The following is a 25,124-nucleotide window of genomic DNA, read 5'->3' as shown; positions in this document are numbered from 1 at the left end:
GTTATTATCTAGGAATGGGACCACCAGGACCGTATCCAGGTCCGTAGTATGTGTTATAAACAGGAGCACCGCCTCCATAACCGGCACCAGGGTAGCCTCCTCCAGAAAATCCAACGCCTCCATAGCCGGCACCAGGGTAGCCTCCTCCAGGAAATCCACCGCCGTAAAACGGAACTGGATAAGGATAAGGTGGTGGACAGCACCCAGGTCTGCCTCCAAAACCGCCAACAGCTAGTCCGCCAAGCAGCCCACCAGCTAAGCCAGCAACAAAAGGAAATCCAAAAAAGCGCTCGTCACCATTTGGAATATTACGATATCCTGTATAGGGATATTGATAGTACATAATTTAACCTCCTTGTCAGTTGTCTTTGTAGTGTATGGCTGAACGGAAGCTTTTGAGCCTGGTTTATTTCTTTAAGACTAGAATTAGGCGGTCATGATCAGCTAAAAAAAGACAAAAAACATAAAAACGCCCAGTAAGGGCGTTTTTATGTTTTTTGCAAGGTGAAAAGCGTAATTTCAGGCGTAGCTAAAAAACGAAAAGGAATGCGAGTGGTTCCTAAGCCTCTGTTCACATAAAGCTTCATTTTAGAATCTCCAACTTCGTACATTCCTTCAGGGTAAACCGTCCCAAAGGGCGGTGTAATCAAAGGACCGTAAAAAGGAATTTGAATTTGGCCTCCATGACTATGGCCGGAGAGCTGAAGATCTACTGGAAAAGGAGCTGCTTTGACAGCAACATCAGGTTCATGAATCATAGCAATAGAAAAGATATTCGGCTGTAATTGCCCTAGCGTTCCCTCATATTGTGGATTCCCAAGCATAATATCATCGAGTCCACAAATATGAATGTAGCTTTTATCAGGCATGGAAACCGTATCAACTTCATTTACTAGAAGTCTAAATCCTGCGTCTTCAATGGCTTGTTTGTAGATATTTGTTCCATACCCTCCATGATCATGGTTTCCATATATTGCGTATTTTCCAAGAGGAGCCTGAAGCCTCTGTAAAATTGGGGGGATTCTTTCTGGATGCGGGTATTCATTAGGTACATCCATTAAATCTCCGGTAAATAATATAATATTAGGCTTCAAATTATTTATGGTCACCATAAGCTGTTCTAGTTGTAATAAATCGTAAGAGAGTCCAAGGTGAATATCACTAAATTGTAAAATTTTTATTCCGTTAAAGCTTTTCGGAATGTTTTTAGAAGTAATTGTATGACGAACAATTTGCAGACGTCTAGGCTCAATATATTTGGCATATGTATACCCAAAAGACGTGGTGAGCAAAGACCCTAACGAAATAGACGCTAGTCCTTTCAAAAAAGATCGTCTTGTATACGTCTTTTTCATGCAAAATCAACCTATTCCTTATAGTTTTCAAGTTTTCATTATAGCATTGTTTTTTTTATCATCACAACGAGAAGTCTGCTTTTAAGTTAAATAGATAAAAGTTTCACTTTATTCAGAAAAAATAGTAAAATGATAGTTGTAAAACACTTATATTTTGGGGAGGAAGATAAATTGAAGAACAAGGTCGTAATTGTTACTGGCGGTTCAAGTGGAATGGGAAAACATATGGCGAAGCGATTTGCAGAACAAGGTGCTCATGTGGTAATCACAGGTAGATCAGCCGATCGATTACAAGAGACAGAAAATGAAATTAAAACGTTTGATGGACAGGTACTTTCAGTGGTAATGGATGTACGCAATCCAGAAGATGTGGAACGTATGGTTCAAGAAACAGACAAGGCATTTGGACAAATTGATTTTTTAGTTAATAATGCTGCAGGCAATTTTATATGTGCAGCTGAAGACTTATCCATTAACGGATGGAACAGCGTAATTAATATCGTATTAAATGGTACATTTTATTGCAGTTCCGCAGTAGGGAAATATTGGATCGATAAAGGTACAAAAGGGGTCATTACAAACATTGTGGCTACATACGCCTGGAACGCAGGAGCAGGCGTTATTCATTCAGCTTGTGCCAAGTCAGGAGTTTTAACCATGACGCGCACGCTTGCAGTAGAGTGGGGGAAGAAATATGGTATACGGGTGAATGCGATTGCGCCAGGACCGATCGAGCGAACAGGAGGAGCTGATAAATTATTTGAGTCAGAAAAAATGAAAGCGCGTACATTAGATTCTGTACCATTAGGACGCCTTGGAACTCCTGAGGAAATAGCAGGATTAGCCAGTTTCTTATTCTCCGATGAAGCGTCTTATATCAATGGGGAATGCATTACAATGGACGGGGGACAGTGGCTAAATCAGCATCCTTTTTAAAGGTGGGTACGCACTAAAAAGTACAAAGCAAACTGAGAAGGACTAGCAAAATTATGCTATTCGTATTATACTAACGTAAAGTGAACAAGGAGAGGGGAGAGTTGAGTGGACCCGTTAGATGTATTAACAAACATAGAGAAAACTCTTCCGTATTATCAAGCAATTTTTAGTGCAGATGGACATAGAGTAATTGGCTATGAAGTGTTGGCCAGGTTTCAAAATGAAGGGGAAATTGAAAGTCTCGGCCCATTCTTTCATGATGATGCGATTCCGGATGAATATCGCATAGAAGTTGATTATGCTGTTTTAACACAAGCGCTCGAGCATATGTTGACCCAGGAAGAACAATTTTTAATTTTTATTAATCAGAACCCTAATTTATTAATGAACGATCATGGAGAATCCTTGCTAGAATTATTGCAACTTTTCGAAAATAAAGGATTATCTCTTGATCGAATTGTTCTCGAAATTACAGAACACAATTTTAGTGGAGATTTGGAATCACTTCAACACTTACTAAAGTATTATCAAACATATGGTATTAAGATTGCAATTGATAATATAGGAAAAGAAAGTAGTAATCTAGACAGGATTGGGTTGCTTTCACCAGATATCTTAAAAGTAGATTTACATATTCTGAGACAAACGGACATGGCGCAGTCGTATCAAGACGTATTGTATTCTTTATCTCTGTTAGCAAGAAAAATGGGTGCTACGCTTCTATACGAAGATATAGAAGCCTCCTATCAGCTGCAATATGCATGGAGAAACGGAGGCAGATATTTTCAAGGTTATTATTTACATAAGCCGGCTGCTGAACTTGTCGATCCGAACATCTTAAAGGATAAACTAAAGGAACGTTTTGAAATGTATATCGCTCACGAAAAGAAAAAGCTGCTTGCTGTTTACCAGCTGACAGAACGCTTTCAAGATAAAATGCAGCAGGTAATGACAAAGTGCAGAAAGCTAGAAACGTATGACGATATGCTGCCTGTTATTGCAGAAGAACTATCCAACGTGTGTTTTCGCCTTTACATCTGCGATGAAAATGGATTTCAAAAGTCTTCTAACTATGTAAAGAAAAACGAGGATTGGATTCTTGAACCTGAATATGTAAAGAAAAATTGGAGCTGGCGCCCATATTTTCTTGAGAATATTATTCGAATGAGCTATGAAAAAAAAGGCATATTATCAGATTTGTATAATGATATTGAAACAGGTGAGAATATCCGAACTTTTTCGTATCCGATTGATAATATGCACTATATATTCCTTGATATTTCATATTCTTTTTTATACGAAAGAGACGTTTTGTAGAGAATAAATAAGTTGAAGTTAAACCGGCAACCCGCAAAAGTGGTTGCCGGTTTTTTATGTTTTTTTAGAGGAGAACGACAGTCGGTTATAGAGATATGCATAGGCAGAGAAAATTTCGGAATTCTAATAAAAAAGAAGTTAAGGAGCTGATTTAATTTGAAGAAAATATGCTTACTTGTCTTTTTGCTGATTGTCTTGTACTCAGGAAAATCTGTTCATGCAGAAGTATCAGGAGAGATTAGGCATGAAATCTTTATAAATTTGCAGGACGCTTATCAGGCTCAGCTAAGAGCTGCGTCTGCCCATACTAATCAAGACGCTGTTGTTCGTGAGCTGAAATTGTTTTTAGATGATGAGTATGCATCTGTGTTTTTTAATGAGGCTCTCTTACAAAAAGCTCAAGGGTATGTTGGAGAGGGACCTGAATATTTAACACACTACATCCCTTTCTTTTCTTTTGATGAACAGACGAAGGTAGCTCTTCATTCCGACCAAAACAAAGCTTATGTCTATCAATTTTTTCCGGCTGTGCATAATGAACGGGTAAAATACCAAGATCATTACGAAATGATCACGTTAGTAAAAAAACAGGGGAAATGGAAAGTGCAAAAGTTTATATATAGTAAGTAACACTCAAAATAGCCGAGGAAAGCTTATTTTGAGTGTTTCTGTTACCCGATGTTAAGAAGCTTCTCAAGCGCTTGAAGGTCAAATCCTCTGATAATTTCCTGGTCAACACGAATGGTCGGAGTGGAATAAGACTCTAACTCAGTAGTCATTCGTTTTCGAGCAGAAGCATCTTTAGATACGTCAAATTCTTTATAGGAAACGTGATGATGCTGTAAAAACTGTTTAACAATTTCGCAAGGTGGGCAAGCTGGTTGTGTGTACAACTCTATAGATCTCAATGAAAGCACCTCCCTATATTAAAATGAATGGTGTTAAAGTAGAATGAAGTTTTGTATGATACATAGTATATCGCTATGTTATTATAATAAAAAACGACATATATCGCTATAATAAGGCATTTTCTTATGAAAAATCACGTAAAGTACTTGTGTTTTTTTAGTATGTGGCATATAGTGAAATGGTGTCTTTTAAGTATTAGTTTAGATAAAGTATTTATTTGAATTGATATTGTAGAAAAGTCGAATGCGTAATGATGTAATAGGTGAAAGGAGAGATTATATGTCACAATTACAAGGTATTTTAACTCGTCTTGTGAATCTCCGTGAGCAAGCAAGTGGAAGTGAAGCGCCACAACGCTTCTTCGAAGTAGAGGGAAAAAGAATTTGCAGCGTGAAATATCATGCAAAAACTGAAACATACGAACTTGAAGTATATCAAGATGGTGAAAAGCCAGCCGTTTATCAATTTGATAACGTTGATATGATTGCAATTGAAATTTTTGAACTTATTCATTAAGGGATAAAGCAAAACGAATGCCGCAAAGGATTTTATACTTTGCGGCATTTTTTTGTTACTGCGTATTGAGTTTTTGCGGTGGCTTCTGCCCTATTTTCCCGAGAAATATCGACAAAGTGATAGCGGATTTTCTGATAAATGGAAGGAACGGGTCAAATGCTGTAAAAAAACCAAAATAAAAAATTCAGATAATTTCGAACTTTCGTTGACACTTGTTTTAAAAAAATCTAGACTTAACATATAAGGGAGAACGTCGAGTGTGTCTGCTTCTATTCCCTCTTAAGGGTTCGCATTTACGTAAGCAAGCTATTTTCATTTTGTAGCTTGTTCTTTTTCTCTTTACACACGTGGAAGTTATGAGAAATGGAAGGAGAATGTATAAATGATTGATATTGATCACAATCAGTTAAATCAAATTGAACTTCGAGATTTGCTTGTCACTTCTGATAAAGTTGCTCATGTTCAAGTGGGAAATAATTTAGAACATGCTTTGCTTGTGTTAACAAAGACTGGCTATACGTCCATTCCCGTATTAAATCCAAGGTTTCAGCTGCAGGGGTTCGTGAGCATGACGCTTATTTTAGATTCGATTTTAGGGTTAAAGCGCATTGAATTTGAACGATTAGAAACCATGAAAGTAGAAGAAGTTATGAATCAAAATGTTCCTCGTGTCTCCATGAAAAAATCCGTATTAAAAGTTATAAATGCCATGATTAACCATCCTTTTTTGTGCGTAGAGAATGAAGATGGCATTTTTGAAGGGATTTTAACACGAAGAAATTTGTTAAAGTCATTAAGAAGGCAGTCCATCATTCTCCCGAAAGAGTCATTTCAATAATTTTTTTAAGAAATCATGTTTCAGCCTATCTTTCTCCGTTTTTTTCTTATATGATAAAGGTAAAATGAAAGTAAAAAGAGGCTTGAAAGGAATAACTGAATGCAATTAATAGAATGTCGAATGCTCGTTGTATTAGCTCAAGAATTAAATATGAGAAAAGCTGCAGAGAGATTATTTGTATCGCAACCAGCTTTATCACAGAGGCTGCAAACCATTGAAAAAGCATGGGATACACAAATCTTCATTCGTTCGCAAAAAGGACTGTCATTAACGCCTGCTGGAGAAAAGATTGTTCAATTTGCAAAAGAAGTGGTAGAAAAAGAAGATCGGGTTCGTGAGGACTTGCATCATTTAGATAATGAAGTATATGGTACACTCAAATTAGCGGTGGCTTCGATTATTGGACAGCACTGGCTGCCGGCGGTGTTAAAACGCTATATGGATCGTTACCCACATGCTAAAATCTCTCTTGTAACCGGCTGGAGCAGTGAAATGCTTCGCTATCTGTACGAAGATGAGGTACATATTGGAATCATACGCGGAAATCCGGATTGGAAAGGTGTCAAAGAACATTTGTTTACAGACCCTCTTTACCTAGTTGATTCAGAAATTGAAAGGGCAGCGGAAGTAGTAAATACTCATCGACCATTTATTCAATTTAAAAGTGACTCAACGTATTATCAAGAAATTTTAGAATGGTGGCATCGAGAGTTTCATACTACACCGAAGCGTACGATTGTAGTGGATCAGATTGAGACGTGTAAGCAAATGGCCTTAAATGGTCTTGGCTTCGCTATTTTACCATCGATTGCTATTAAAGAAGCTGGAAGCCATATTCACCGGACGCCGCTTCTGAAAGCAAATGGAGAGCCAATTACTCGAGACACTTCTTTAGTTGGATATGAATCAGCGTTTAAACTGAAGCAAGTTCGAGCATTTGTTGATATTGTACGTGAATATGTAAGAGAAACGGTCTAAAGCGAGCCTAGATGCTCGCTTTTTTTATTTGCAATCGTTATCTTTTTATTAAAACGATAATGATGCTTGTCATTGTGAAAGCATTTTGTTACATTAAATGAGACATTGCTTACTTAGGAGGAATACATAATGAAAATGATGGATGCTAATGAGATTATCTCATTTATTCAAAACAGCACAAAATCAACACCGGTAAAAGTTTACGTAAAAGGTGACGTAGAAGGAATTGACTTTGGTTCATCTTCTAAAACATTCGTAACGGGCAACACAGGTGTAGTATTTGGTGAATGGAAAGAAATCAAAGCTGCTATTGAAGCAAACGAAGGAAAAATTGAAGACTACGTAATTGAAAACGATCGCCGCAACTCTGCGATTCCTTTATTAGATATGAAAGGAATTAAAGCTCGTATTGAGCCAGGCGCTATTATTCGCGATCAAGTTGAAATCGGCGACAACGCTGTTATTATGATGGGTGCATCTATTAACATCGGCTCTGTGATCGGTGAAGGAACAATGATCGACATGAACGTAGTACTTGGTGGTCGTGCAACAGTAGGTAAAAACTGTCACATCGGCGCAGGTTCTGTATTAGCTGGTGTTATTGAGCCACCTTCTGCAAAACCAGTTGTAGTAGAAGATGATGTAGTAATCGGTGCTAATGCTGTTGTTCTTGAAGGTGTAACAGTAGGTAAAGGTGCCGTAGTTGCTGCAGGTGCAATTGTGGTAGAAGATGTAGCTCCTTACACAGTAGTAGCAGGTACGCCGGCTCGCGTTATTAAAGAAATTGACGAAAAAACAAAGTCTAAAACAGAAATCAAGCAAGAATTGCGTCAATTAAACGAAGAATAAGAAAAACGATCAGTTTGCGCTTTTTCTTTGCTGAATTAATAGGTTTTAGCGATTGGGATACTGAATCCTTAAACGTATCATATGAACAAGTTGGAAGCGTGGGCAACCACGCTTTCTTCTTTATTTCGTGAGGAGGACATACACATGCCTGAAAATGAATTTGTGAAAATAAGAAGAGAGCTACATAAAATTCCTGAATTAGGGTTTCAAGAGATGAAAACACAGCGTTTTTTGCTTGATTATATTAACACTCTTCCGCAAGAGCGCTTAGAAGTAAAGACGTGGAAAACAGGACTCTTTGTTAAAGTACATGGTACAAATCCAACTAAAACAATAGGCTACCGAGCAGATATTGACGGTCTTCCTATCACGGAAGAAACGAATTATTCTTTTCAATCACAGCATGAAGGCCTCATGCATGCCTGCGGACATGATATGCATATGGCCATTGGGCTAGGCGTACTGACTTACTTTGCTCAGCATGAAATCAAAGATAATGTACTGTTCATCTTTCAACCTGCAGAAGAAGGTCCAGGAGGAGCACAGCCAATGCTCCAAAGCGACATCATGAAAGAATGGCTTCCAGATTTCATCTTCGCCCTTCACGTAGCACCTGAATATCCGGTTGGGTCAATTGCGCTGAAGGAAGGGTTACTATTTGCTAACACGTCTGAGCTATTTATTGATTTAAAAGGAAAAGGCGGCCATGCTGCTTATCCACATACAACAAATGATATGGTAGTTGCTGCATGTCAGCTCGTTTCACAGCTTCAAACTATTGTTGCTCGCAACGTTGATCCGCTAGACAGCGCTGTAATTACAGTAGGGAAAATTCAAGGCGGGACGGTTCAAAATATTATTGCGGAGAGAGCTCGCATAGAAGGAACCATTCGCACGCTATCTCCTGAATCAATGACGCGTGTTAAAGAACGAATTGAAGCGATTGTTAAAGGAGTAGAAGTAGGGTATCAGTGTGAAACAGCCATTGATTATGGTTGTATGTATCATCAAGTATATAATCACCATGAAGTCACGCGAGAGTTCATGGAATTTGCCAAAGCGCAAACGGACGTGGATGTCATTGAGTGCAAAGAAGCAATGACAGGAGAAGATTTTGGCTATATGCTAAAAGATATTCCTGGATTTATGTTTTGGCTTGGCGTTCAGTCTGAATATGGGCTTCATCATGCAAAGCTGCAGCCTCATGAAGGCGCAATAGATATTGCGATTTCACTTATTACAAAATATTTTGAACATAAAGGCAATCAATAAATCGTATAATCATTTTTCCTTATGGCTAAATTAATACCATGAGGAGGTGGGCAACGATGGCACGAATTGGTGTAGAATACGGTTTAACAGATGTACAGGCTGCACTTCAGCAGCTCGGGCATGAAGTGGTACAATTACGCAACGAAAGTGATGCACAAGGGTGCGATTGCTGTGTTGTAACAGGACAGGATTCAAACGTAATGGGGATTTCTGATGCAGTAACGCAAGGCTCAGTTATTACAGCTAGCGGATTAACGGCAGAAGAAATTTGTCAGCAAGTAGGCAACAAGGTACAAGGATAAAAGAAAGCCGAAGGAATAAATCCTTCGGCTATTTTTTATGCATGCTGAGGCTGCTTGGCATCTTCAGGCTGCTTTTTATCAATATTTACTTGATGAGGGAACGGAATATCAATACCGTTTGCGTCAAACGCTTCTTTAAACTCTTTGCGAAGCTGACGTTCAATCCCCCACTGTTCACCGTTTTTAGCTTTGCCAACTACACGAAGCACAACGTCCGATGCGCCTAGACCCTGAACTCCTATCACGTTTGGTCCTTCTACAATGTTTTCATTTGTTGCAGCAACGCGCTCGCATACTTTTTCTAGTACAGAAATAGCTTTGTCAATATCATCATCATACGAAATGCCAATATCAATTAACGCGCGCATATTGCCTCGGGAATGATTGCTTAAGCTTGTAATTTCACGGTTAGGCACATAGTGCAGAGTTCCATCAAATCCGCGAATTTGAGTAGTACGAAGACCTACTGATTCGACAATTCCTGAAAAACTTCCGGTTGTTACATAGTCGTCAACATCAAGCTGTTTTTCAAGAAGTAAAAAGAAACCTGTTACAACGTCGCTAACCAGTCCTTGAGCACCGAACCCGATTGCTAGACCCACAACTCCGGCACCAGCTAATAGAGCTGTGGCATGGATATTTACTGCTTCAAGCAGCATAACGACAAAAATAAAAATAAGTACATATGAAAACACATTAACGGTTAAACTTTTGAGTGTGAGCATACGTCCGCGCGTAGCATTTTCGCGCTCACTCATTTTTTCAAAGGAACGTTCAATAACTTTTTTACCAATTGCTCGTACAAGTAAAAATACAATGGTAATGGCAATGAGTTTTAACACAATAACTCCAGCGTTGGTAAGAAGCTGTTCCCAGTTGATGTCTTGCATCTTAAACATTAGTTGTTCATCCTTCCTATGTTCTGTTTCAATATTAATAAGTGGGGATTTATTCTGCGGAAAAGATTTTGTAAGAGTATGAGCACATTTGTTTATTCCCGATATTAGACATGCTAAACTGAGAAGGTAAATAAATGCAACCCTTTTATAGCATTTTTTTGCTGAAGTCAGGGTTTAATTTGCCCTAAAGGCGGGCATAACAACTATGTCACCATTATAAGATGTTGTTTAAATTCATTCTTAATTAATATTGACTAAAAAAACAATATCCATTATAATGAAAACCGTTATAACAGTACATAAGTGAGAATGTTTTATACATTTTCTCATTTAATAATTATTTGGAGGGATCATGTATGCCAGAACGTATGGTAGGTAAACAAGCTCCACGCTTTGAAATGGAAGCTGTATTATCAAACAAAGAATTCGGTAAAGTTAGCTTAGAAGAAAATATTAAAAATGACAAATGGACAGTATTATTCTTCTATCCAATGGACTTTACATTTGTATGTCCAACAGAAATCACTGCACTTTCTGACCGTTATGATGAGTTTGAAGATCTTGACGCAGAAGTAATCGGTGTTTCTACAGACACAATCCATACACACTTAGCTTGGATCAACACTGATCGTAAAGATAATGGTTTAGGTGATCTTAAATATCCATTAGCAGCTGATACAAATCACGTTGTTTCTCGTGAGTACGGCGTTTTAATTGAAGAAGAAGGTGTAGCACTTCGCGGTTTATACATCATCAGCCCAGAAGGCGAATTACAATATTCAGTTGTAAACCACAACAATATTGGCCGTGACGTTGATGAAACTTTACGTGTTCTTCAAGCGTTACAAACTGGCGGACTTTGCCCAGCTAACTGGAAACCAGGTCAAGCTACTTTAAACGCGTAAGCAGAACGTTTAAAAGGTCTAACGCCACGTTAGGCCTTTTTTTCATCGGATAATAGAGAACATATAGTCAATAATAGTAAAAATAAGGGAGGCTTTTATTCATGAAATTACGTCAGCCAATGCCTGAGTTAACGGGCGCTACAGAATGGTTAAACGGAGAGGTAACAAAAGAGCAGCTAATCGGCGAAAAGCCAACGCTTATTCATTTTTGGTCAGTAAGCTGTCATTTATGTAAAGAAGCAATGCCTCAAGTAAATGAATTTCGCGACCAATACAAAGATCAATTAAACGTAGTAGCAGTTCATATGCCGCGCTCTGAAGATGATTTAGACTTAACAAAAATTAAAGAAGTAGCAGCAGAACATGACATTACGCAGCCAATCTTTGTAGACAGTGAACATAAATTAACGGATGCATTTGAAAATCAATATGTACCGGCATATTACGTATTTGATAAAACAGGTCAGCTACGCCACTTCCAAGCTGGCGGAAGCGGTATGAAAATGCTTGAAAAGCGCGTGAATCGTGTATTAGGCGAGAACGAATAAATACAGGCAGTTGTAACAGGTGAAAAGCATTCGATGCTTAGTAGAACTTGCATCGAATGTTTTTCTTTTTTGTGTGTAGGAAGTAACTGATAAAGGAAATATAAAAATGTGGATTTTTTCTTGTGAGTTTACACCATACTAACACTAACAACATGATACGAAACTTACTATTGGAGGTAATTTACATATGAAATTAGGTATGATTGGCTTAGGGAAAATGGGAGCAAATTTAGTATTAAATTTACTAGATCATAACCATTCTGTGGTAGCATTCGATGTGAACAACGAAGCCGTACAGAAAGTAGCAGAAAAGGGAGCAGAAGGCGCTTCTTCCATTAAAGAATTAGTGAGCAAATTAGAAAAACCACGCATTGCTTGGGTAATGGTTCCGGCTGGGGAGCTCACAGAAAAAGTAATTTCTGAGCTCCAAGAACTACTTGAAGAAGGAGATATGATTATTGAAGGCGGTAATTCCAAGTATAAAGATTCTGTACGACGTGCTGCAGCTTCTGCTGAAAAAGGAATTCACTACTTTGATGTTGGAACAAGCGGCGGAATGGAAGGTGCCCGAAACGGCGCTTGTATGATGATTGGGGGAGATAAAGAAGCATTTGCTACAATCGAACCTATTTTCCGCGACATCAACGTAGAAAACGGCTATCTCTATTCAGGTGCAGCAGGAAGCGGCCACTTCTTGAAAATGGTTCATAACGGAATTGAGTACGGTATGATGCAAGCAATTGCTGAAGGTTTTGATGTGTTAGAGAAAAGTGAATTTGACTATGACTATGAAGCTGTAGCCCGCGTATGGAATAATGGCTCTGTTATTCGCTCATGGTTAATCGAATTAATGGAACGTGCATTTTCAAAAGATGCAAAACTTGACAGTATTAAAGGAGTTATGCATTCTTCCGGTGAAGGAAAATGGACGGTTGAATCAGCTTTAGATTTACAAGTGCCAACGCCAGTTATTGCTCTATCGTTAATGATGCGCTATCGCTCACTTGAAGACGATACGTTTACAGGTAAAGTAGTTGCCGCTCTTCGCAATGAGTTCGGCGGACATGCAGTAGAAAAACAATAAAAAAAGAGGCTGGGACAAACGTATTTTAGACGAATTGAAAAACGAACCATGGATCAACATGTTTGATTAGTGGTTCGTTTTTTTGTTATGGTGAATAGTTTCGTCTGTTTAGATCTTTCTAGCAGTTGATGGGAGGGCAAGACGAAGGCTCCTGGGGGGAAAGCGAAGTCTTGCACGAAAATCAACTGTGGTATTACAAGCAGTTCAACTAATGTATTCCATTTGTTCGTCTTTAGATTGAATTCATTTAGTTATATCCCAACCTCTTTTTTTATGACTATTTACCTTTTTTTGAAAAATTATCTAAAAATTATGGTAATTTATTTCGGGAACCGATATATTTAAATATGTGTGCCACATTTTAGCCAAAGGAAGGACGGGGTATATGGAAACGTTTAAAAAACTAAAAGATTTTTATTTGCCGTACCGAATGTACTTTTTTTATTCTGTTATTTGCTTGTTGTTTGTAACCTCCATCACTGTGATTTACCCTATTGTGCTGCAATATACGATTGATCATATTGTGTTAGGGAAACAATATCAGCTAGTCGATAATGTAGCATTTATTTTTATTGGGCTGATGATTGTCAAAGGAATCTTTACATATATTCAGCAATATTACGGCGACTTATTTGGAATTAAGTCCGTGTATACTCTTCGCAATAAACTTTACCGCAAACTTCAGTATTTACCGTTTTCTTACTATGACAATGCTAAAACAGGGGATTTGATGTCCAGGTTGACAGCTGATGTAGAAGGATTTCGCTTTTTTCTATCTTTTGGCTTCTCAGAATTAATTCGCTTCGTTATTTTACTTACTGCCAGCTTTTCCGTTATGTTCTATTACTCTATTTCACTCACTTTTGTAACAATCTTCCTGCTGCCTTTTTTGGGTGTAGCTGTTTATCGTTTTGATAAACGCGTTCATCCAGCGTTTCGCTTAATTCGCCAATCGTTTGGGGAACTTAATACAAATGTTCAAGAAAATATAAGCGGCATACAAACGGTCAAGTCATTATCAAGAGAAAAATTTCAAACTTCTAAATTTAACGACTCCAACGGAGTTTATAAAAATCGAAACATTGAAACCGCGAATGTGTGGGCAACTTATTTCCCGTTAATGGAGTTTATAGGAAACTTATCTATTGTTGGTCTCCTTGCGTACGGAGGAGCACTTGTTATGAACGGAAGTGTACGTCCGGGAGAGCTTGTTGCTTTCTTTAGCTTAACCTCTTATTTAATGTGGCCTATTATGAATCTAGGGTTTGTTATCAATATGTTTTCACAGTCTAAAGCTTCAGGTGAAAGGCTGCTAGAAATTTTAGAAGAAGAAGAAAAAGTCCATGAGCATGCCGGAAGTTTCTCTATTAATGGAACGGTCGAGTTTCAACATGTTAGCTTATCCTATCCAAACGAAGAAAAAAAGTCGCTTGAGAACATATCATTTTCTGCTTCTAAAGGAAAAGTAGTAGGTTTAATCGGAGCAACTGGAGCCGGCAAAACAAGCTTAACACAGCTGCTCACGAGGTTTTACGAACCAACTTCAGGAAAAATCTTAGTTAACCATCGTCCGATTAAAGAGTATCCGCTCCCTGTTCTTCGGAAAGAAATTGGCTTTGTACTTCAAGAAACGTTTTTGTTCTCAAGCAGTATAGGAACCAACATCTCCTATGGCGTGCCGGGTATTTCTAGAGAAGACATTATTGATGCTGCAAAACGAGCGCAGGCGCATGACTTTATTATGGAGCTTCCAGATGGGTATGACACGATGCTGGGAGAGAGAGGCCTGGGGTTATCAGGCGGACAAAAGCAGCGCATTGCGATTGCACGAGCGCTTATCTTAAACCCTAGCATCTTAGTATTAGATGATGCCACGAGTGCTGTTGATATGAAAACAGAAAGAGAAATTCAATTGGCTTTAAAAGAAGTGATGAAAAATCGTACTACGTTTATTATCGCACACCGCCTTTCTTCTTTGCGACATGCCGATGAAATCTTAGTCTTGCATGAAGGTCAAATAAAAGAGAGAGGAAGCCATGAAACGCTCATTCAAAAGCAAGGGATTTATAAAAATATTTATGACATTCAATATGAAAGCAATACGTCAGTGATGAACGTATAACAAGGGAGGAATAGAATGGAAGCCGAAAAAAATAAAGTTGTGCGAGAGCGCTTTTATTATCAAACAGATCAAATCATTGATAAGATGTTTAACTGGAAGCAAATGGCCCGCTTGTTTCGTTATCTTCATCCATATCGAAAAAACTTGCTTCCTTTCTCGTTTCTTATGGTCATTATCACGACGGTCATTAGACTCGCTATTCCTATTTTGATAGGTGTATATACGCTTGATCATGCTGTAAAAGATAAGAATAGCACGCTGCTCATGCAGTTAGTTTTCATAATCTTTAGCTTGTATGTACTATCTTATATTTCGAATATCTTTCGAATTAAATGGATGAACCAACTCGGGCAGCACGTTATATATGATTTAAGAAAACATTTATTTACGCATATTCAAGGGCTGTCGCACCGGTTTTTTGATACGCGTTCAGGAGGCTCTATTCTTGTAAGGATCATGAATGATATTAACTCTCTTCAAGATTTATTTACTAACGGGGTAGTTAACCTGTTTATGGACCTCTTATTGTTAGTTGGGATTGTAGTTATATTATTTTCTCTCAGTCCTGCTTTGACATGTGCTGTTTTAATCATTTTACCGATTATGTTCTTGATTTCCACAAAGCTGAGAAGAAGAATTCGTCGGTCGTGGCAAGTTGTTCGTATGAAGCAGTCAGTATTAAATTCACATTTAAATGAGAGTATTCAAGGCATTCGCGTCACTCAATCATTTGCTCAAGAACAAGAAAATATGCTGTTTTTTGAGCGCATAAACAGTGAAAATTACGAGAGCTGGAGGCAAGCTACTCGAAAAAATGCCATGTTTCGACCGTTTGTAGAACTCACAAATGCTGTCGGAACGGCTATTTTAATTTGGTTCGGTGCTGTACTTATTCAAGATGAACGGCTAACAATTGGTATTTTTGTATCATTTGCTTTTTATCTTGGAATGTTTTGGGAACCGATTTCTCGTTTAGGGCAAGTGTATAATCAATTATTAATGGGAATGGCTTCATCCGAGCGTATTTTTGAATTTCTAGATGAAAAACCTCTCGTCGCAGATTTGGAAACCGCTACGTCTTTAGAGGATATGAAAGGAAAAGTTCAGTTCAAGCACGTCTCATTTTCTTATGATGGGAAGCGGAAAGCTCTAAACAACGTATCAATTGACATAAAAGAAGGCCAGACGGTTGCTTTAGTGGGGCATACTGGATCTGGAAAAACATCCATTGCTAATTTAATCACACGTTTTTATGATGTAAACGAAGGGCAGATTTTAATTGATAATATGCCTATTCAAGATATTACGTTAGCGAGTTTACGAGCGCAAATTAGTATTGTACTGCAAGAAACCTTTATTTTTTCAGGAACCATTATGGAAAACATTCGGTTTGGAAAACCGGATGCTACTGATGATGAAGTGATTAAGGCCGCAGAAGCGGTAGGGGCTGCAGATTTTATAAAGCGTCTGAAAAAAGGTTATGATACGGAAGTAGAGGAGCGAGGAAACGTCTTATCCGTGGGAGAGCGTCAATTGATTTCATTTGCTCGAACGCTGTTGGCTGATCCTCGTATTATCATTTTAGATGAAGCGACAGCAAGCATCGATACAGAAACAGAAGTGAAGATTCAACAGGCGCTTAAAACGCTGTTAAAAAACAGAACTGCCATCATGATTGCTCATCGGTTATCTACTATACGAGAAGCAGATAACATCATTGTATTAGATCACGGAAGCATTATTGAAACAGGGAATCACGGGGAACTAATGCAGCAAAAAGGCGTATATTATTACCTTGTTCAAACCCATGCTACAGCTTAAAAACAGAGGGAGCTGATCCTTCTGTTTTTCTATGAGTGTGAGAAATAGTAAAGAGATATAAGTGTTAACGGGAAAATGAGGTTGATACAAAAGAATTGTGGTAAAATAACGGTAGTTCAGATTTTTTCCTGTACATAATGGAGGAATTCAAATGAAAAAAGAATTTGCAGTCATCGGATTAGGTAGATTTGGAGGAAGTATTTGTAAAACATTAAGCGATCAAGGAATGGAAGTTCTGGCGATTGATATTGATGAAGAAAAGGTAAATGAGTATGCTAACGTTGCTTCCCATGCAGTAGTAGGCGATTCAATGGATGAAGGGGTTCTAAAAAGTTTAGGAATTCGTAATTTTGATCATGTTATCGTAGCTATTGGTGACAATATTCAGGCAAGTATTTTGACGACCCTTATTTTAAAAGAGCTGGGTGTTGAAAAAATAACGGTAAAAGCGCAAAATGATTATCACGCCAAAGTATTATCAAAAATTGGCGCTAATTTTATCGTGCATCCCGAACGAGATATGGGACGAAGAATTGCTAATAACATGATTTCAAACAGCGTTCTAGATTATTTAGAGCTATCTGAAGAACACAGCATTGTCGAATTAATAGCGAGCAAAAGAATGGCTGGCAATACGCTGATTGAGTTAGACATTCGTGCAAAATATGGCATTAACATTGTAGCCATTAAGCGTGATCGAGATATCATCGTTTCTCCTCAGGCGTCCGAAACGATTCAAGAAGGGGACGTGTTGATTGTTATTGGAGCAGATGCAGATATTAACCGCTTCGAAAATAAATTTGCCAGTGCTTAATAAAAAAGAGCAGATGCAATTGCATCCGCTCTTTTTCTTTTATTAAACCTCCATAATGATTGGTAAAATCATTGGACGGCGCTTTGTTTTTTCGTAAAGGAATGGAGCCAATGTGTCTGTGATTTCATTTTTAATCTCAGACCATTGTGACGTACGACGTTCCATCACTTTGTTCAAGTGTTTTGTAATGAGGGACTGTGCATCATTAATTAAGTCGCCAGATTCGCGCATATAAACAAAACCACGAGAGATAATGTCTGGACCAGCAGCGATCTTGAAGTCTTTCATATTGATGCTTACAACCACAATAACAAGACCTTCTTCAGATAAAATGCGGCGGTCACGAAGTACGATATTTCCAATGTCACCAATTCCGCTTCCGTCAATATATACAGAGCCTGAAGGGATTTTGCCGGCTACTGAAGCTTCGCTGTCGCTTAAAGCTAGCACCTCTCCATTATCCATAATGAAGCAGTTTTCTTCAGGAACTCCACAGTCTGTTGCAAGTTTGATGTGCATCTTCTGCATGCGATACTCACCGTGAATTGGCATAAAGTATTTTGGTTTCATCAAACGAAGCATTAATTTTTGCTCTTCCTGTCCGCCGTGTCCAGAAGTATGGATATCGTTTAGAGCACCGTGAATAACCTCTGCTCCTGCACGGAATAGCATATCAATTGTTTTGCTAACACTTACTGTATTTCCTGGAATAGGTGAAGATGAGAATACAACCGTATCTCCAGGGATAATTTGAATTTGGCGGTGAGTACCGTTTGCAATTCTAGATAGCGCTGCCATCGGTTCACCTTGGCTGCCTGTACATAAAATAGTCACGCGGTTAGCTGGAATTCGGTTAATTTGAGAAGGCTCAATGAACGTATCTTTTGGACATGAAATATATCCAAGCTGTTGGCCAATCTCAATAGCTGCTTCCATACTGCGTCCGAATACAGCAACTTTACGGTTATGCAATACGGCTGCTTCCACTACTTGCTGTAAGCGGTGAATATTTGAAGCAAACGTTGCAAAAATAATACGGCCGTCTACTTTACGGAAAATGTCATGAATGCTGTCACCTACGCGGCGCTCAGACATCGTAAAGTTAGGAATTTCACTGTTTGTACTGTCTGAAAGCAAGCATAGAACGCCTTCTTTACCGATTTCAGCCATTTTTGTTAAGTTAGCCGGTTCGCCCACTGGTGTAAAATCAAACTTGAAATCTCCTGTATGTACGATTTGTCCGTTTGGTGTTTTTACCACAATTCCGTAAGAATCAGGAATACTGTGAGTTGTGCGGAAGAACGTTACCGATGTTTTACGGAATTTAATTACGTCATCTTCAGTAATTTCATGAAGTTGAGCTGTACGAAGCAACCCATGCTCGTCTAATTTGTTGCGAAGAAGCCCAAGGGCTAATTTCCCTGCATAAATAGGAATGTTTAATTCTCTTAATAAGTAAGGAATTCCGCCGATGTGATCTTCATGACCATGTGTAACGAAAAGGCCACGGATTTTATCTGCATTTTTTACTAAATAACTGTAGTCAGGAATAACGTAGTCAATTCCTAAAAGCTCATCTTCAGGGAATTTAATTCCTGCATCAATAAGAATAATTTCATCTTGAAACTGTACGGCATACGTATTTTTACCGATTTCGCCTAGTCCACCCAGGGCGAAAACTGCCGTTTGATTATTTTTTACAAATTTCATTTTCATCATATCTCCAATACTTTAAAATCTTCATGCTGTTGTTCATATTCTAGATAGTCTCCAGTCACTGCTTGAACAAACTCAATATTAATTGAACGCGCTTTTAACTTTTTACGAACGTCACGCTCAGAATCTGCGTTCACATACACAGTTTTTGTATTTTCACGTACAGCTACTTCACTCATTTTTTCTTGAAAATAAACTTTAAAAATCATAACAAAAATCTCTCCTTAATTCCGAAATTCAAATAACTTATTTTATTATATTATAAAATGTGTATGTATTTCATGTATTTTCTAAAGAAACTTGCTTTCACTACATTTTAGTCATCTAAATATAACAAGTCAATTAATTATAGAATAATATTAATAGGAAACGGATACAAGACTATATTTTCCGGGCGTATAAAAAATAAGGGCTATTCCATTGTACGATGCAGACACACACTCTGCAAATTTTACAACAGAAAGCCCTAAAAAAATCGATTATGCCATCGTTTTTTTACGCAATAATTCATTCCAGCGTTTTAGCAGCCTTTTTCGAAAATCTTTTAACATGATTTTTCAGCTCCTTTGTTTTTTTTGCGATACCTGCCTGTCTCTCTCTGTACTTTTATTATATGATGAAAAGGGAGAGGTTTCTCGTGGTTAAATATGGAAAAAATGTAAATTAGACCGTCCATTTATAGAGAAACCAGCGCTTGTTTGATATAATTGGAAAGGCTTAACAAAGAGATAAAAAATTATAAAAAATAAGGTGATAAACGTGGAACGAAAGATTATTTTTTTTGATATTGATGGAACGTTATTGGATCATGATAAAAAACTGCCTGCTTCTACAAAAAAAGCTGTCCGGCTGTTAAAAGAGCAGGGGCATGAAGTGGCAATTGCAACTGGAAGGGCTCCTTTTATGTTTAAAGATCTGCGTGAAGAGTTGGATATTAAAACATATATTAGCTTTAATGGTCAGTACATTGTTTTAAATGGAGAAGTTCTTTACAAAAACCCGTTAAATAAAGAAGAGCTTCAAGATTTAACAGCTTTTGCTGTTGAGCATGATCACCCTGTCGTATACATGGATCATGAAGATATGAAATCAAACATTGAATTTCATGACTATATCGAATCCAGCATCAGCACGCTGAAAATTGGATTTACCCACCCTCACCACGATCCTACTTATTTCAAAGGGCGTGAAATTTATCAATCCCTCTTATTCTGTACAGCGGGAGAAGAAGCTCCTTATGAAGAAAAATTTAAGAAATTTGACTTTATTCGCTGGCATGAATTTTCAACTGATGTTCTGCCAAAAGGTGGATCAAAAGCGCGAGGAATTGAAACCATGATTGAAAAGCTTGGCTTTGACAAAAAAGATGTATATGCATTCGGAGACGGCTTAAACGATATCGAAATGCTGGAATTTGTCGGAAATGGCGTAGCGATGGGAAATGCGGAAGAAGTCGTGAAAGAAGTTGCTAATCTTGTTACAAAAGATGTAGCAGAAGATGGTATTCTCCACGGATTAGAGCTAGTAGGATTATTAAAGTAAGAAAAACGCGAGCTCTAGCTCGCGTTTTTTAGCGTTCATATGGAAAAGCATTTTCAGGTTCTTGAAATGGATTTTCTTTATTAATGTAATCATAAAACATAATGCCGTCTAAATGATCAATTTCGTGCTGAAATACAACAGCAGGAAGACCTTTCAAACGAATTTTCACTTCTTCGCCTTCCAGCGTTGTGCCTTTTACTGTGATACGTGCATATCGAGGAACAAATCCTGGGATATCTTGATCGACAGATAAGCAGCCTTCACCGCCTGTAAGGTATGTCTTTTCAACTGAGTGGCTAATGATCTTAGGGTTAAATAATGCATAGCTGTATAGCTTGCCTTTTTCATCCGTAACGTGTACCCCAATCATTCGTTTTGATACATTAATTTGAGGAGCGGCAAGCCCGATACCAGATCGAAGTCCATATTTAGCAGCAATTTCAGGATCTTGGCTGTTTTTTACATATTCTAATAAGCTATGTAAAATCTTTTTGTCTTCTTCAGAAGCAGGTAACGGTACTTCTTTTGCTACTTCTCGCAGCGTTGGGTGTCCGTCTTGAATAATATCGTTCATTGTAATCAACTTTCACATCTCCCTAGGCTATTTTATAGGTATAAAGTGTACCAAATCCGTATAAAAAAGTCATTACCTCGACCTTGAACACATAAATGTTTCTACTAATTATATGTATCACGCATATGGAAAAACATGTATAAGAAAAAATAAAAGCGACCGTTAGCCGCTTTTATTGTATAATTACCAGCCGCCACAGCTGCAGCCAATAATAACTAATAAAATGAACAGTACGATTAATAAAACAAACCCTTTATTAGAACCGCCGTAGCCATATCCACCGTAACCCAACATAATATAACCTCCCGTAGTTATCAATCCCAAGGTAAAAAGTCATAAACTCCCTTTTTTTCACGATTGGGTTAGTATAATATATTAAAAGGTGGAAAAAGGGTGTAGAGAAATTGCTAATTTCCTACAAAAATTGTATAATGACCCATGAATAAGGGAGGATTTACCAGATATGAAGTGCGTCGGAAGATATATAATTATCGGCATTGCTGCTATGTCACTAGCAGGCTGCGCAGAAGGCTCATCGCCTGAACTTGAGGTATATAATGGATTAGAAAAAGTGGTAGCACAAGAAAAACAATTTGCTGATCAGCAAAAACCGTTAGCTTATTTAGAACAGCAAGAAAATGCGATATACGACCAAATTATTGAGCTAGGGATTAAAGATAAAAAGAAAATAAAAAATAAAGCACAAAAAGCGCAGCAGTTATTAGATGAGCGTGAAAGTAAATTACAAAAAGAAGAAAAAAGCATCAGCGCTTCGCAAAAACAATTTGAAGCGACAGAGCCGAAGATCCAAAAACTAGAGGATGGCAAAGCAAAAGAAGAGGCGCTTGAACTATCTTCGTTAATGAAGAAGCGTTATAATGCCTACCAGTCCTTACATGATGCCTATCTTCATTCCATTGAATTAGATCGTCAGCTATATACGCTCTTTGAAAAAGACAATGTGAAATTAGAGAATCTTGAAACACAAATCGCTTCGATCAATGCTACTTATAAAGAAGTTGAAAAGAAAAAAGAAACGTTTAACACATTAACAGCTGACTATAACAAAGCCAAAGAGGATTTTTATAACAAAACGAAGTTAAAGGTGAAAAATAGCGAGGATAAATAAGAAGGCCTGTGAAGTTTACAGGTCTTTTTTTTGCCTGAAAAGGAAGGTTTTCTGAAATAAAGAAAGAGTTTCGACATGATTCAAGTAAAAATTACAAAAGGTTATTGTTTTAAAAAATCGTTTATTTGTGGCAAGATAGGAGATGTGCAGACGTAAAAAAAGAGAAGGTTATTATAAAACATATAATACAGTTTGTATCTGTGTAATAGTACAGCATGTCTTTTTTATGTGTTTTATTTCACAAACTAAAAAAGCGTAATTTCTTGATGTAAATGCATTGACGAACTGTTTTAGTGTATTGTAAACTAGGTAGCGTAGTAAGTGTTGTATTAATCATTTTTGCAAAATAATTAATACAGTTTAACGAAACGCTCGTTTCGCTTAAACTTTCCTTTTACGTAAATGTTTGCACAGAATTCGCTGGGGAATACATAGAAATGTTAAGGATTAGCGAATTCAAAAAGCTACTCGACAAAATATGACTTTTACTTGTCCATTTGGGACATTCTAAAAGCGTGTATGTTTGTTTGATTAGTAAAATGAATTTATACGGCTTAAATGAAAGGAAGAGGTGACTTAGATGGCTGCTAAAACTAAAAAGGCTATTATTGATGTATCAAAGCAACTTGATAAAATCGCTGAGCAGTACCAAACGTTCCAAATTCTTAATGAAGAGGGCGAAGTAGTAAATAAATCAGCGTTGCCAGATTTATCTGACGAAAAATTAAAAGAGTTAATGACTCGCATGGTATACACTCGTATTCTTGATCAACGTTCAATTTCATTGAACCGTCAAGGTCGTTTAGGTTTCTATGCACCAACTGCTGGGCAAGAAGCTTCTCAAATCGCTTCACATTTCGCATTAGAAAAAGAAGACTTCATTTTACCTGGGTACCGTGATGTGCCTCAGTTAATTTGGCATGGTCTTCCACTATATCAAGCGTTCTTATTCTCTCGTGGTCATTTCCACGGTAACCAAGCGCCAGAAGGTGTAGATATACTTTCTCCACAAATCATCATCGGTGCACAAATCGTGCAAACTGCTGGTGTGGCACTAGGTCTTAAAAAGCGCGGTAAAAAAGCAGTAGCGATCACTTATACAGGTGACGGCGGAGCTTCACAAGGTGACTTCTACGAAGGTATGAACTTCGCAGGTGCATTCAAAGCTCCAGCAATCTTTGTTGTACAAAACAACCGCTTTGCAATTTCAACACCAGTTGAAAAGCAATCTGCAGCACGTACAATCGCTCAAAAAGCAGCGGCTGTTGGTATCCCAGGCGTTCAAGTAGACGGTATGGATGCACTAGCAGTATACGTTGCAGTAAGCGAAGCTCGTGAGCGTGCAGTAAACGGTGAAGGTCCAACTTTAATTGAAACATTAACTTACCGTTATGGTCCACATACAATGGCTGGTGACGATCCAACTCGTTATCGTACAGCTGAGCTTGACACTGAGTGGGAAAAGAAAGATCCACTTGTTCGCTTCCGTAAATTCTTAGAAGCTAAAGGCATCTGGAATGAAGAAGAAGAAAACAAAGTAATCGAGCAAGCTAAAGAAGATATCAAACAAGCTATTAAGAAGGCTGACGATTATCCAAAACAAAAAGTTACAGATTTAATGGAAATCATGTACGAAACTATGCCTTCAAACTTACAAGAGCAATATGAAATCTACAAAGAGAAGGAGTCGAAGTAAGCCATGGCGCAAATGACAATGATTCAAGCGATTACTGATGCGTTACGCACAGAAATGAAAAACGACGAAAACGTATTAGTTTTTGGTGAAGACGTTGGCGTAAACGGTGGAGTATTCCGTGCGACTGAAGGTCTTCAACAAGAATTCGGCGAAGATCGCGTATTCGATACGCCATTAGCTGAATCTGGTATCGGTGGTCTTGCTGTAGGTCTATCGACTCAAGGTTTCCGTCCGGTTCCTGAAATTCAATTCTTTGGTTTCGTATATGAAGTACTTGATTCTGTATCAGGTCAAGCTGCACGTATGCGCTACCGTTCTGGCGGTCGCTGGAATGCACCAATCACATTCCGTTCACCATTTGGTGGAGGCGTTCATACACCAGAACTTCACGCTGATAGCTTAGAAGGTATCGTAGCATCTCAACCTGGTTTAAAAGTTGTAATTCCTTCAACTCCATATGATGCAAAAGGTCTTTTAATTTCATCAATTCGTGATAACGATCCGGTTGTATACTTAGAGCACATGAAGCTTTACCGTTCATTCCGTCAAGAAGTACCTGAAGAATCATACACAATTGATTTAGGTACAGCTGATGTGAAACGTGAAGGTACAGACGTAACGCTTATCGCTTACGGTGCAATGGTACACTCATCATTAAAAGCAGCTGAAGAACTAGAAAAAGAAGGTATCTCTGCTGAAGTAGTGGACTTACGTACAGTTCAACCTTTAGATATCGATACAATTCTTGCATCAGTTGAAAAAACTGGTCGCGTAGTAGTAGTTCAAGAAGCTCAAAAACAAGCTGGTATCGCAGCTAACGTTGTAGCTGAAATTAACGATCGTGCAATCTTAAGCTTAGAAGCACCAGTATTACGTGTAACAGCACCGGATACTGTGTTCCCATTCTCTCAAGCTGAGGGCGTATGGTTACCAGACCACAAAGATATCGTTGAAACAGCTAAGAAAGTACTTGAATTTTAATTAGCATTTTACTGTGACAGA

27 protein-coding genes are annotated in these 25,124 nt (G+C 38.1%); 19 read left to right on the top strand and 8 right to left on the bottom strand.

Features of this window, described 5'->3' with window-relative positions:
* Window positions 1–4 precede the first annotated feature (4 nt).
* Together LAV82_RS08260 and LAV82_RS08255 are read right to left on the bottom strand one after the other, a co-directional pair.
* The gene (locus LAV82_RS08260) at window positions 5–343 is read right to left on the bottom strand and encodes a hypothetical protein (protein ID WP_029325109.1); all 339 of its coding nucleotides are present in this window, start codon (window positions 341–343) and stop codon (window positions 5–7) included.
* Window positions 344–488: 145 nt separating this feature from the next.
* Entirely contained in the window at window positions 489–1,355 is an 867-nt protein-coding gene (locus tag LAV82_RS08255) for a metallophosphoesterase (protein WP_013056030.1), read from the bottom strand.
* Window positions 1,356–1,526: 171 nt separating this feature from the next.
* Here LAV82_RS08255 and fadH point away from each other — a divergent pair, with 171 nt between their 5' ends.
* The 3 genes from fadH (at window position 1,527) to LAV82_RS08240 (ending at window position 4,238) form a co-directional block, all read left to right on the top strand.
* Entirely contained in the window at window positions 1,527–2,291 is a 765-nt protein-coding gene (fadH, locus tag LAV82_RS08250; RefSeq protein WP_013056031.1) for a 2,4-dienoyl-CoA reductase, read from the top strand.
* Between the two features lie 105 nt (window positions 2,292–2,396).
* A complete protein-coding gene (locus LAV82_RS08245) occupies window positions 2,397–3,608 on the top strand; it encodes an EAL domain-containing protein (RefSeq protein ID WP_013056032.1) in 1,212 nt (403 codons plus the stop codon).
* A 156-nt stretch (window positions 3,609–3,764) separates the two neighbouring features.
* Window positions 3,765–4,238, top strand: a complete 474-nt coding sequence (locus LAV82_RS08240) for a DUF3993 domain-containing protein (protein WP_057274565.1) — start codon at window positions 3,765–3,767, stop codon at window positions 4,236–4,238.
* A gap of 41 nt (window positions 4,239–4,279) precedes the next feature.
* Here the strand turns inward: LAV82_RS08240 and LAV82_RS08235 are convergent, their stop codons facing one another.
* Complete coding sequence (locus LAV82_RS08235) at window positions 4,280–4,516, bottom strand: glutaredoxin domain-containing protein (RefSeq protein ID WP_013056034.1); 237 nt, start codon at window positions 4,514–4,516, stop codon at window positions 4,280–4,282.
* Between the two features lie 280 nt (window positions 4,517–4,796).
* Between LAV82_RS08235 and LAV82_RS08230 the strand changes: the two genes are divergently transcribed.
* From LAV82_RS08230 to LAV82_RS08205, 6 genes are all read left to right on the top strand, one after another.
* On the top strand, window positions 4,797–5,033 hold the full coding sequence (locus tag LAV82_RS08230) for a YkuJ family protein (RefSeq protein WP_013056035.1): 237 nt from the start codon (window positions 4,797–4,799) through the stop codon (window positions 5,031–5,033).
* A gap of 382 nt (window positions 5,034–5,415) precedes the next feature.
* On the top strand, window positions 5,416–5,871 hold the full coding sequence (gene cbpB / locus LAV82_RS08225) for a cyclic-di-AMP-binding protein CbpB (RefSeq protein ID WP_013056036.1): 456 nt from the start codon (window positions 5,416–5,418) through the stop codon (window positions 5,869–5,871).
* A gap of 99 nt (window positions 5,872–5,970) precedes the next feature.
* Window positions 5,971–6,849: a transcriptional regulator CcpC gene (ccpC, locus tag LAV82_RS08220; protein WP_013056037.1), complete on the top strand. Its 879-nt coding sequence runs from the start codon at window positions 5,971–5,973 to the stop codon at window positions 6,847–6,849.
* Between the two features lie 129 nt (window positions 6,850–6,978).
* Window positions 6,979–7,698, top strand: coding sequence for a 2,3,4,5-tetrahydropyridine-2,6-dicarboxylate N-acetyltransferase (dapD, locus tag LAV82_RS08215; RefSeq protein WP_057238656.1), 720 nt, complete (start codon window positions 6,979–6,981; stop codon window positions 7,696–7,698).
* A gap of 144 nt (window positions 7,699–7,842) precedes the next feature.
* The gene (locus LAV82_RS08210; protein WP_057238655.1) at window positions 7,843–8,970 is read left to right on the top strand and encodes an N-acetyldiaminopimelate deacetylase; all 1,128 of its coding nucleotides are present in this window, start codon (window positions 7,843–7,845) and stop codon (window positions 8,968–8,970) included.
* A 56-nt stretch (window positions 8,971–9,026) separates the two neighbouring features.
* Window positions 9,027–9,272, top strand: a complete 246-nt coding sequence (locus LAV82_RS08205) for a YkuS family protein (RefSeq protein ID WP_013056040.1) — start codon at window positions 9,027–9,029, stop codon at window positions 9,270–9,272.
* A 35-nt stretch (window positions 9,273–9,307) separates the two neighbouring features.
* Here the strand turns inward: LAV82_RS08205 and LAV82_RS08200 are convergent, their stop codons facing one another.
* The gene (locus tag LAV82_RS08200; RefSeq protein ID WP_013082282.1) at window positions 9,308–10,171 is read right to left on the bottom strand and encodes a mechanosensitive ion channel family protein; all 864 of its coding nucleotides are present in this window, start codon (window positions 10,169–10,171) and stop codon (window positions 9,308–9,310) included.
* A gap of 356 nt (window positions 10,172–10,527) precedes the next feature.
* Between LAV82_RS08200 and LAV82_RS08195 the strand changes: the two genes are divergently transcribed.
* From LAV82_RS08195 to LAV82_RS08170, 6 genes are all read left to right on the top strand, one after another.
* Window positions 10,528–11,076: a peroxiredoxin gene (locus tag LAV82_RS08195; RefSeq protein ID WP_013082283.1), complete on the top strand. Its 549-nt coding sequence runs from the start codon at window positions 10,528–10,530 to the stop codon at window positions 11,074–11,076.
* A gap of 101 nt (window positions 11,077–11,177) precedes the next feature.
* On the top strand, window positions 11,178–11,624 hold the full coding sequence (locus LAV82_RS08190; protein ID WP_045292727.1) for a TlpA family protein disulfide reductase: 447 nt from the start codon (window positions 11,178–11,180) through the stop codon (window positions 11,622–11,624).
* 187 nt (window positions 11,625–11,811) lie between these two features.
* A complete protein-coding gene (gnd, locus tag LAV82_RS08185; RefSeq protein ID WP_013056044.1) occupies window positions 11,812–12,708 on the top strand; it encodes a phosphogluconate dehydrogenase (NAD(+)-dependent, decarboxylating) in 897 nt (298 codons plus the stop codon).
* 385 nt (window positions 12,709–13,093) lie between these two features.
* Window positions 13,094–14,830, top strand: a complete 1,737-nt coding sequence (locus LAV82_RS08180) for an ABC transporter ATP-binding protein (protein ID WP_211078162.1) — start codon at window positions 13,094–13,096, stop codon at window positions 14,828–14,830.
* Window positions 14,831–14,845: 15 nt separating this feature from the next.
* Window positions 14,846–16,651 (top strand): ABC transporter ATP-binding protein, encoded by a 1,806-nt coding sequence (locus tag LAV82_RS08175; RefSeq protein ID WP_499715865.1) that lies wholly within the window; start codon window positions 14,846–14,848, stop codon window positions 16,649–16,651.
* Window positions 16,652–16,802: 151 nt separating this feature from the next.
* Window positions 16,803–17,465: a potassium channel family protein gene (locus tag LAV82_RS08170; protein ID WP_029325114.1), complete on the top strand. Its 663-nt coding sequence runs from the start codon at window positions 16,803–16,805 to the stop codon at window positions 17,463–17,465.
* A 42-nt stretch (window positions 17,466–17,507) separates the two neighbouring features.
* On the opposite strand, the gene rnjA is transcribed toward LAV82_RS08170, so the two are convergent.
* Both rnjA and LAV82_RS08160 read right to left on the bottom strand, forming a co-directional pair.
* On the bottom strand, window positions 17,508–19,175 hold the full coding sequence (gene rnjA, locus LAV82_RS08165; protein ID WP_013056048.1) for a ribonuclease J1: 1,668 nt from the start codon (window positions 19,173–19,175) through the stop codon (window positions 17,508–17,510).
* Between the two features lie 5 nt (window positions 19,176–19,180).
* Window positions 19,181–19,390: a DNA-dependent RNA polymerase subunit epsilon gene (locus LAV82_RS08160; RefSeq protein ID WP_013056049.1), complete on the bottom strand. Its 210-nt coding sequence runs from the start codon at window positions 19,388–19,390 to the stop codon at window positions 19,181–19,183.
* Between the two features lie 550 nt (window positions 19,391–19,940).
* Here LAV82_RS08160 and LAV82_RS08155 point away from each other — a divergent pair.
* Window positions 19,941–20,723, top strand: a complete 783-nt coding sequence (locus LAV82_RS08155) for a Cof-type HAD-IIB family hydrolase (protein ID WP_499715863.1) — start codon at window positions 19,941–19,943, stop codon at window positions 20,721–20,723.
* A 28-nt stretch (window positions 20,724–20,751) separates the two neighbouring features.
* Here LAV82_RS08155 and def read toward each other — a convergent pair whose 3' ends face one another.
* Both def and LAV82_RS08145 read right to left on the bottom strand, forming a co-directional pair.
* Window positions 20,752–21,306 (bottom strand): peptide deformylase, encoded by a 555-nt coding sequence (gene def, locus LAV82_RS08150; protein ID WP_013056051.1) that lies wholly within the window; start codon window positions 21,304–21,306, stop codon window positions 20,752–20,754.
* A gap of 174 nt (window positions 21,307–21,480) precedes the next feature.
* Window positions 21,481–21,591, bottom strand: coding sequence for a YjcZ family sporulation protein (locus LAV82_RS08145; RefSeq protein ID WP_078081608.1), 111 nt, complete (start codon window positions 21,589–21,591; stop codon window positions 21,481–21,483).
* Window positions 21,592–21,760: 169 nt separating this feature from the next.
* On the opposite strand from LAV82_RS08145, the gene LAV82_RS08140 reads away from it, so the two are divergent.
* The 3 genes from LAV82_RS08140 to LAV82_RS08130 all read left to right on the top strand — a co-directional run bounded on the left by LAV82_RS08140 (window position 21,761) and on the right by LAV82_RS08130 (window position 25,103).
* Window positions 21,761–22,426 carry a YkyA family protein gene (locus LAV82_RS08140; RefSeq protein ID WP_499715861.1) on the top strand — a complete coding sequence of 222 codons (666 nt, stop codon included), beginning with the start codon at window positions 21,761–21,763 and terminating at the stop codon, window positions 22,424–22,426.
* A 580-nt stretch (window positions 22,427–23,006) separates the two neighbouring features.
* A complete protein-coding gene (pdhA, locus tag LAV82_RS08135) occupies window positions 23,007–24,122 on the top strand; it encodes a pyruvate dehydrogenase (acetyl-transferring) E1 component subunit alpha (protein WP_013082293.1) in 1,116 nt (371 codons plus the stop codon).
* A gap of 3 nt (window positions 24,123–24,125) precedes the next feature.
* Window positions 24,126–25,103, top strand: coding sequence for an alpha-ketoacid dehydrogenase subunit beta (locus LAV82_RS08130; RefSeq protein ID WP_013056055.1), 978 nt, complete (start codon window positions 24,126–24,128; stop codon window positions 25,101–25,103).
* The last annotated feature ends 21 nt before the right edge of the window (window positions 25,104–25,124 follow it).

It is taken from the genome of Bacillus sp. ILBB4 (assembly GCF_035064545.1).
Taxonomy (GTDB): domain Bacteria; phylum Bacillota; class Bacilli; order Bacillales; family Bacillaceae_H; genus Priestia.
This window is presented reverse-complemented; position numbering and strand designations above follow the sequence as displayed.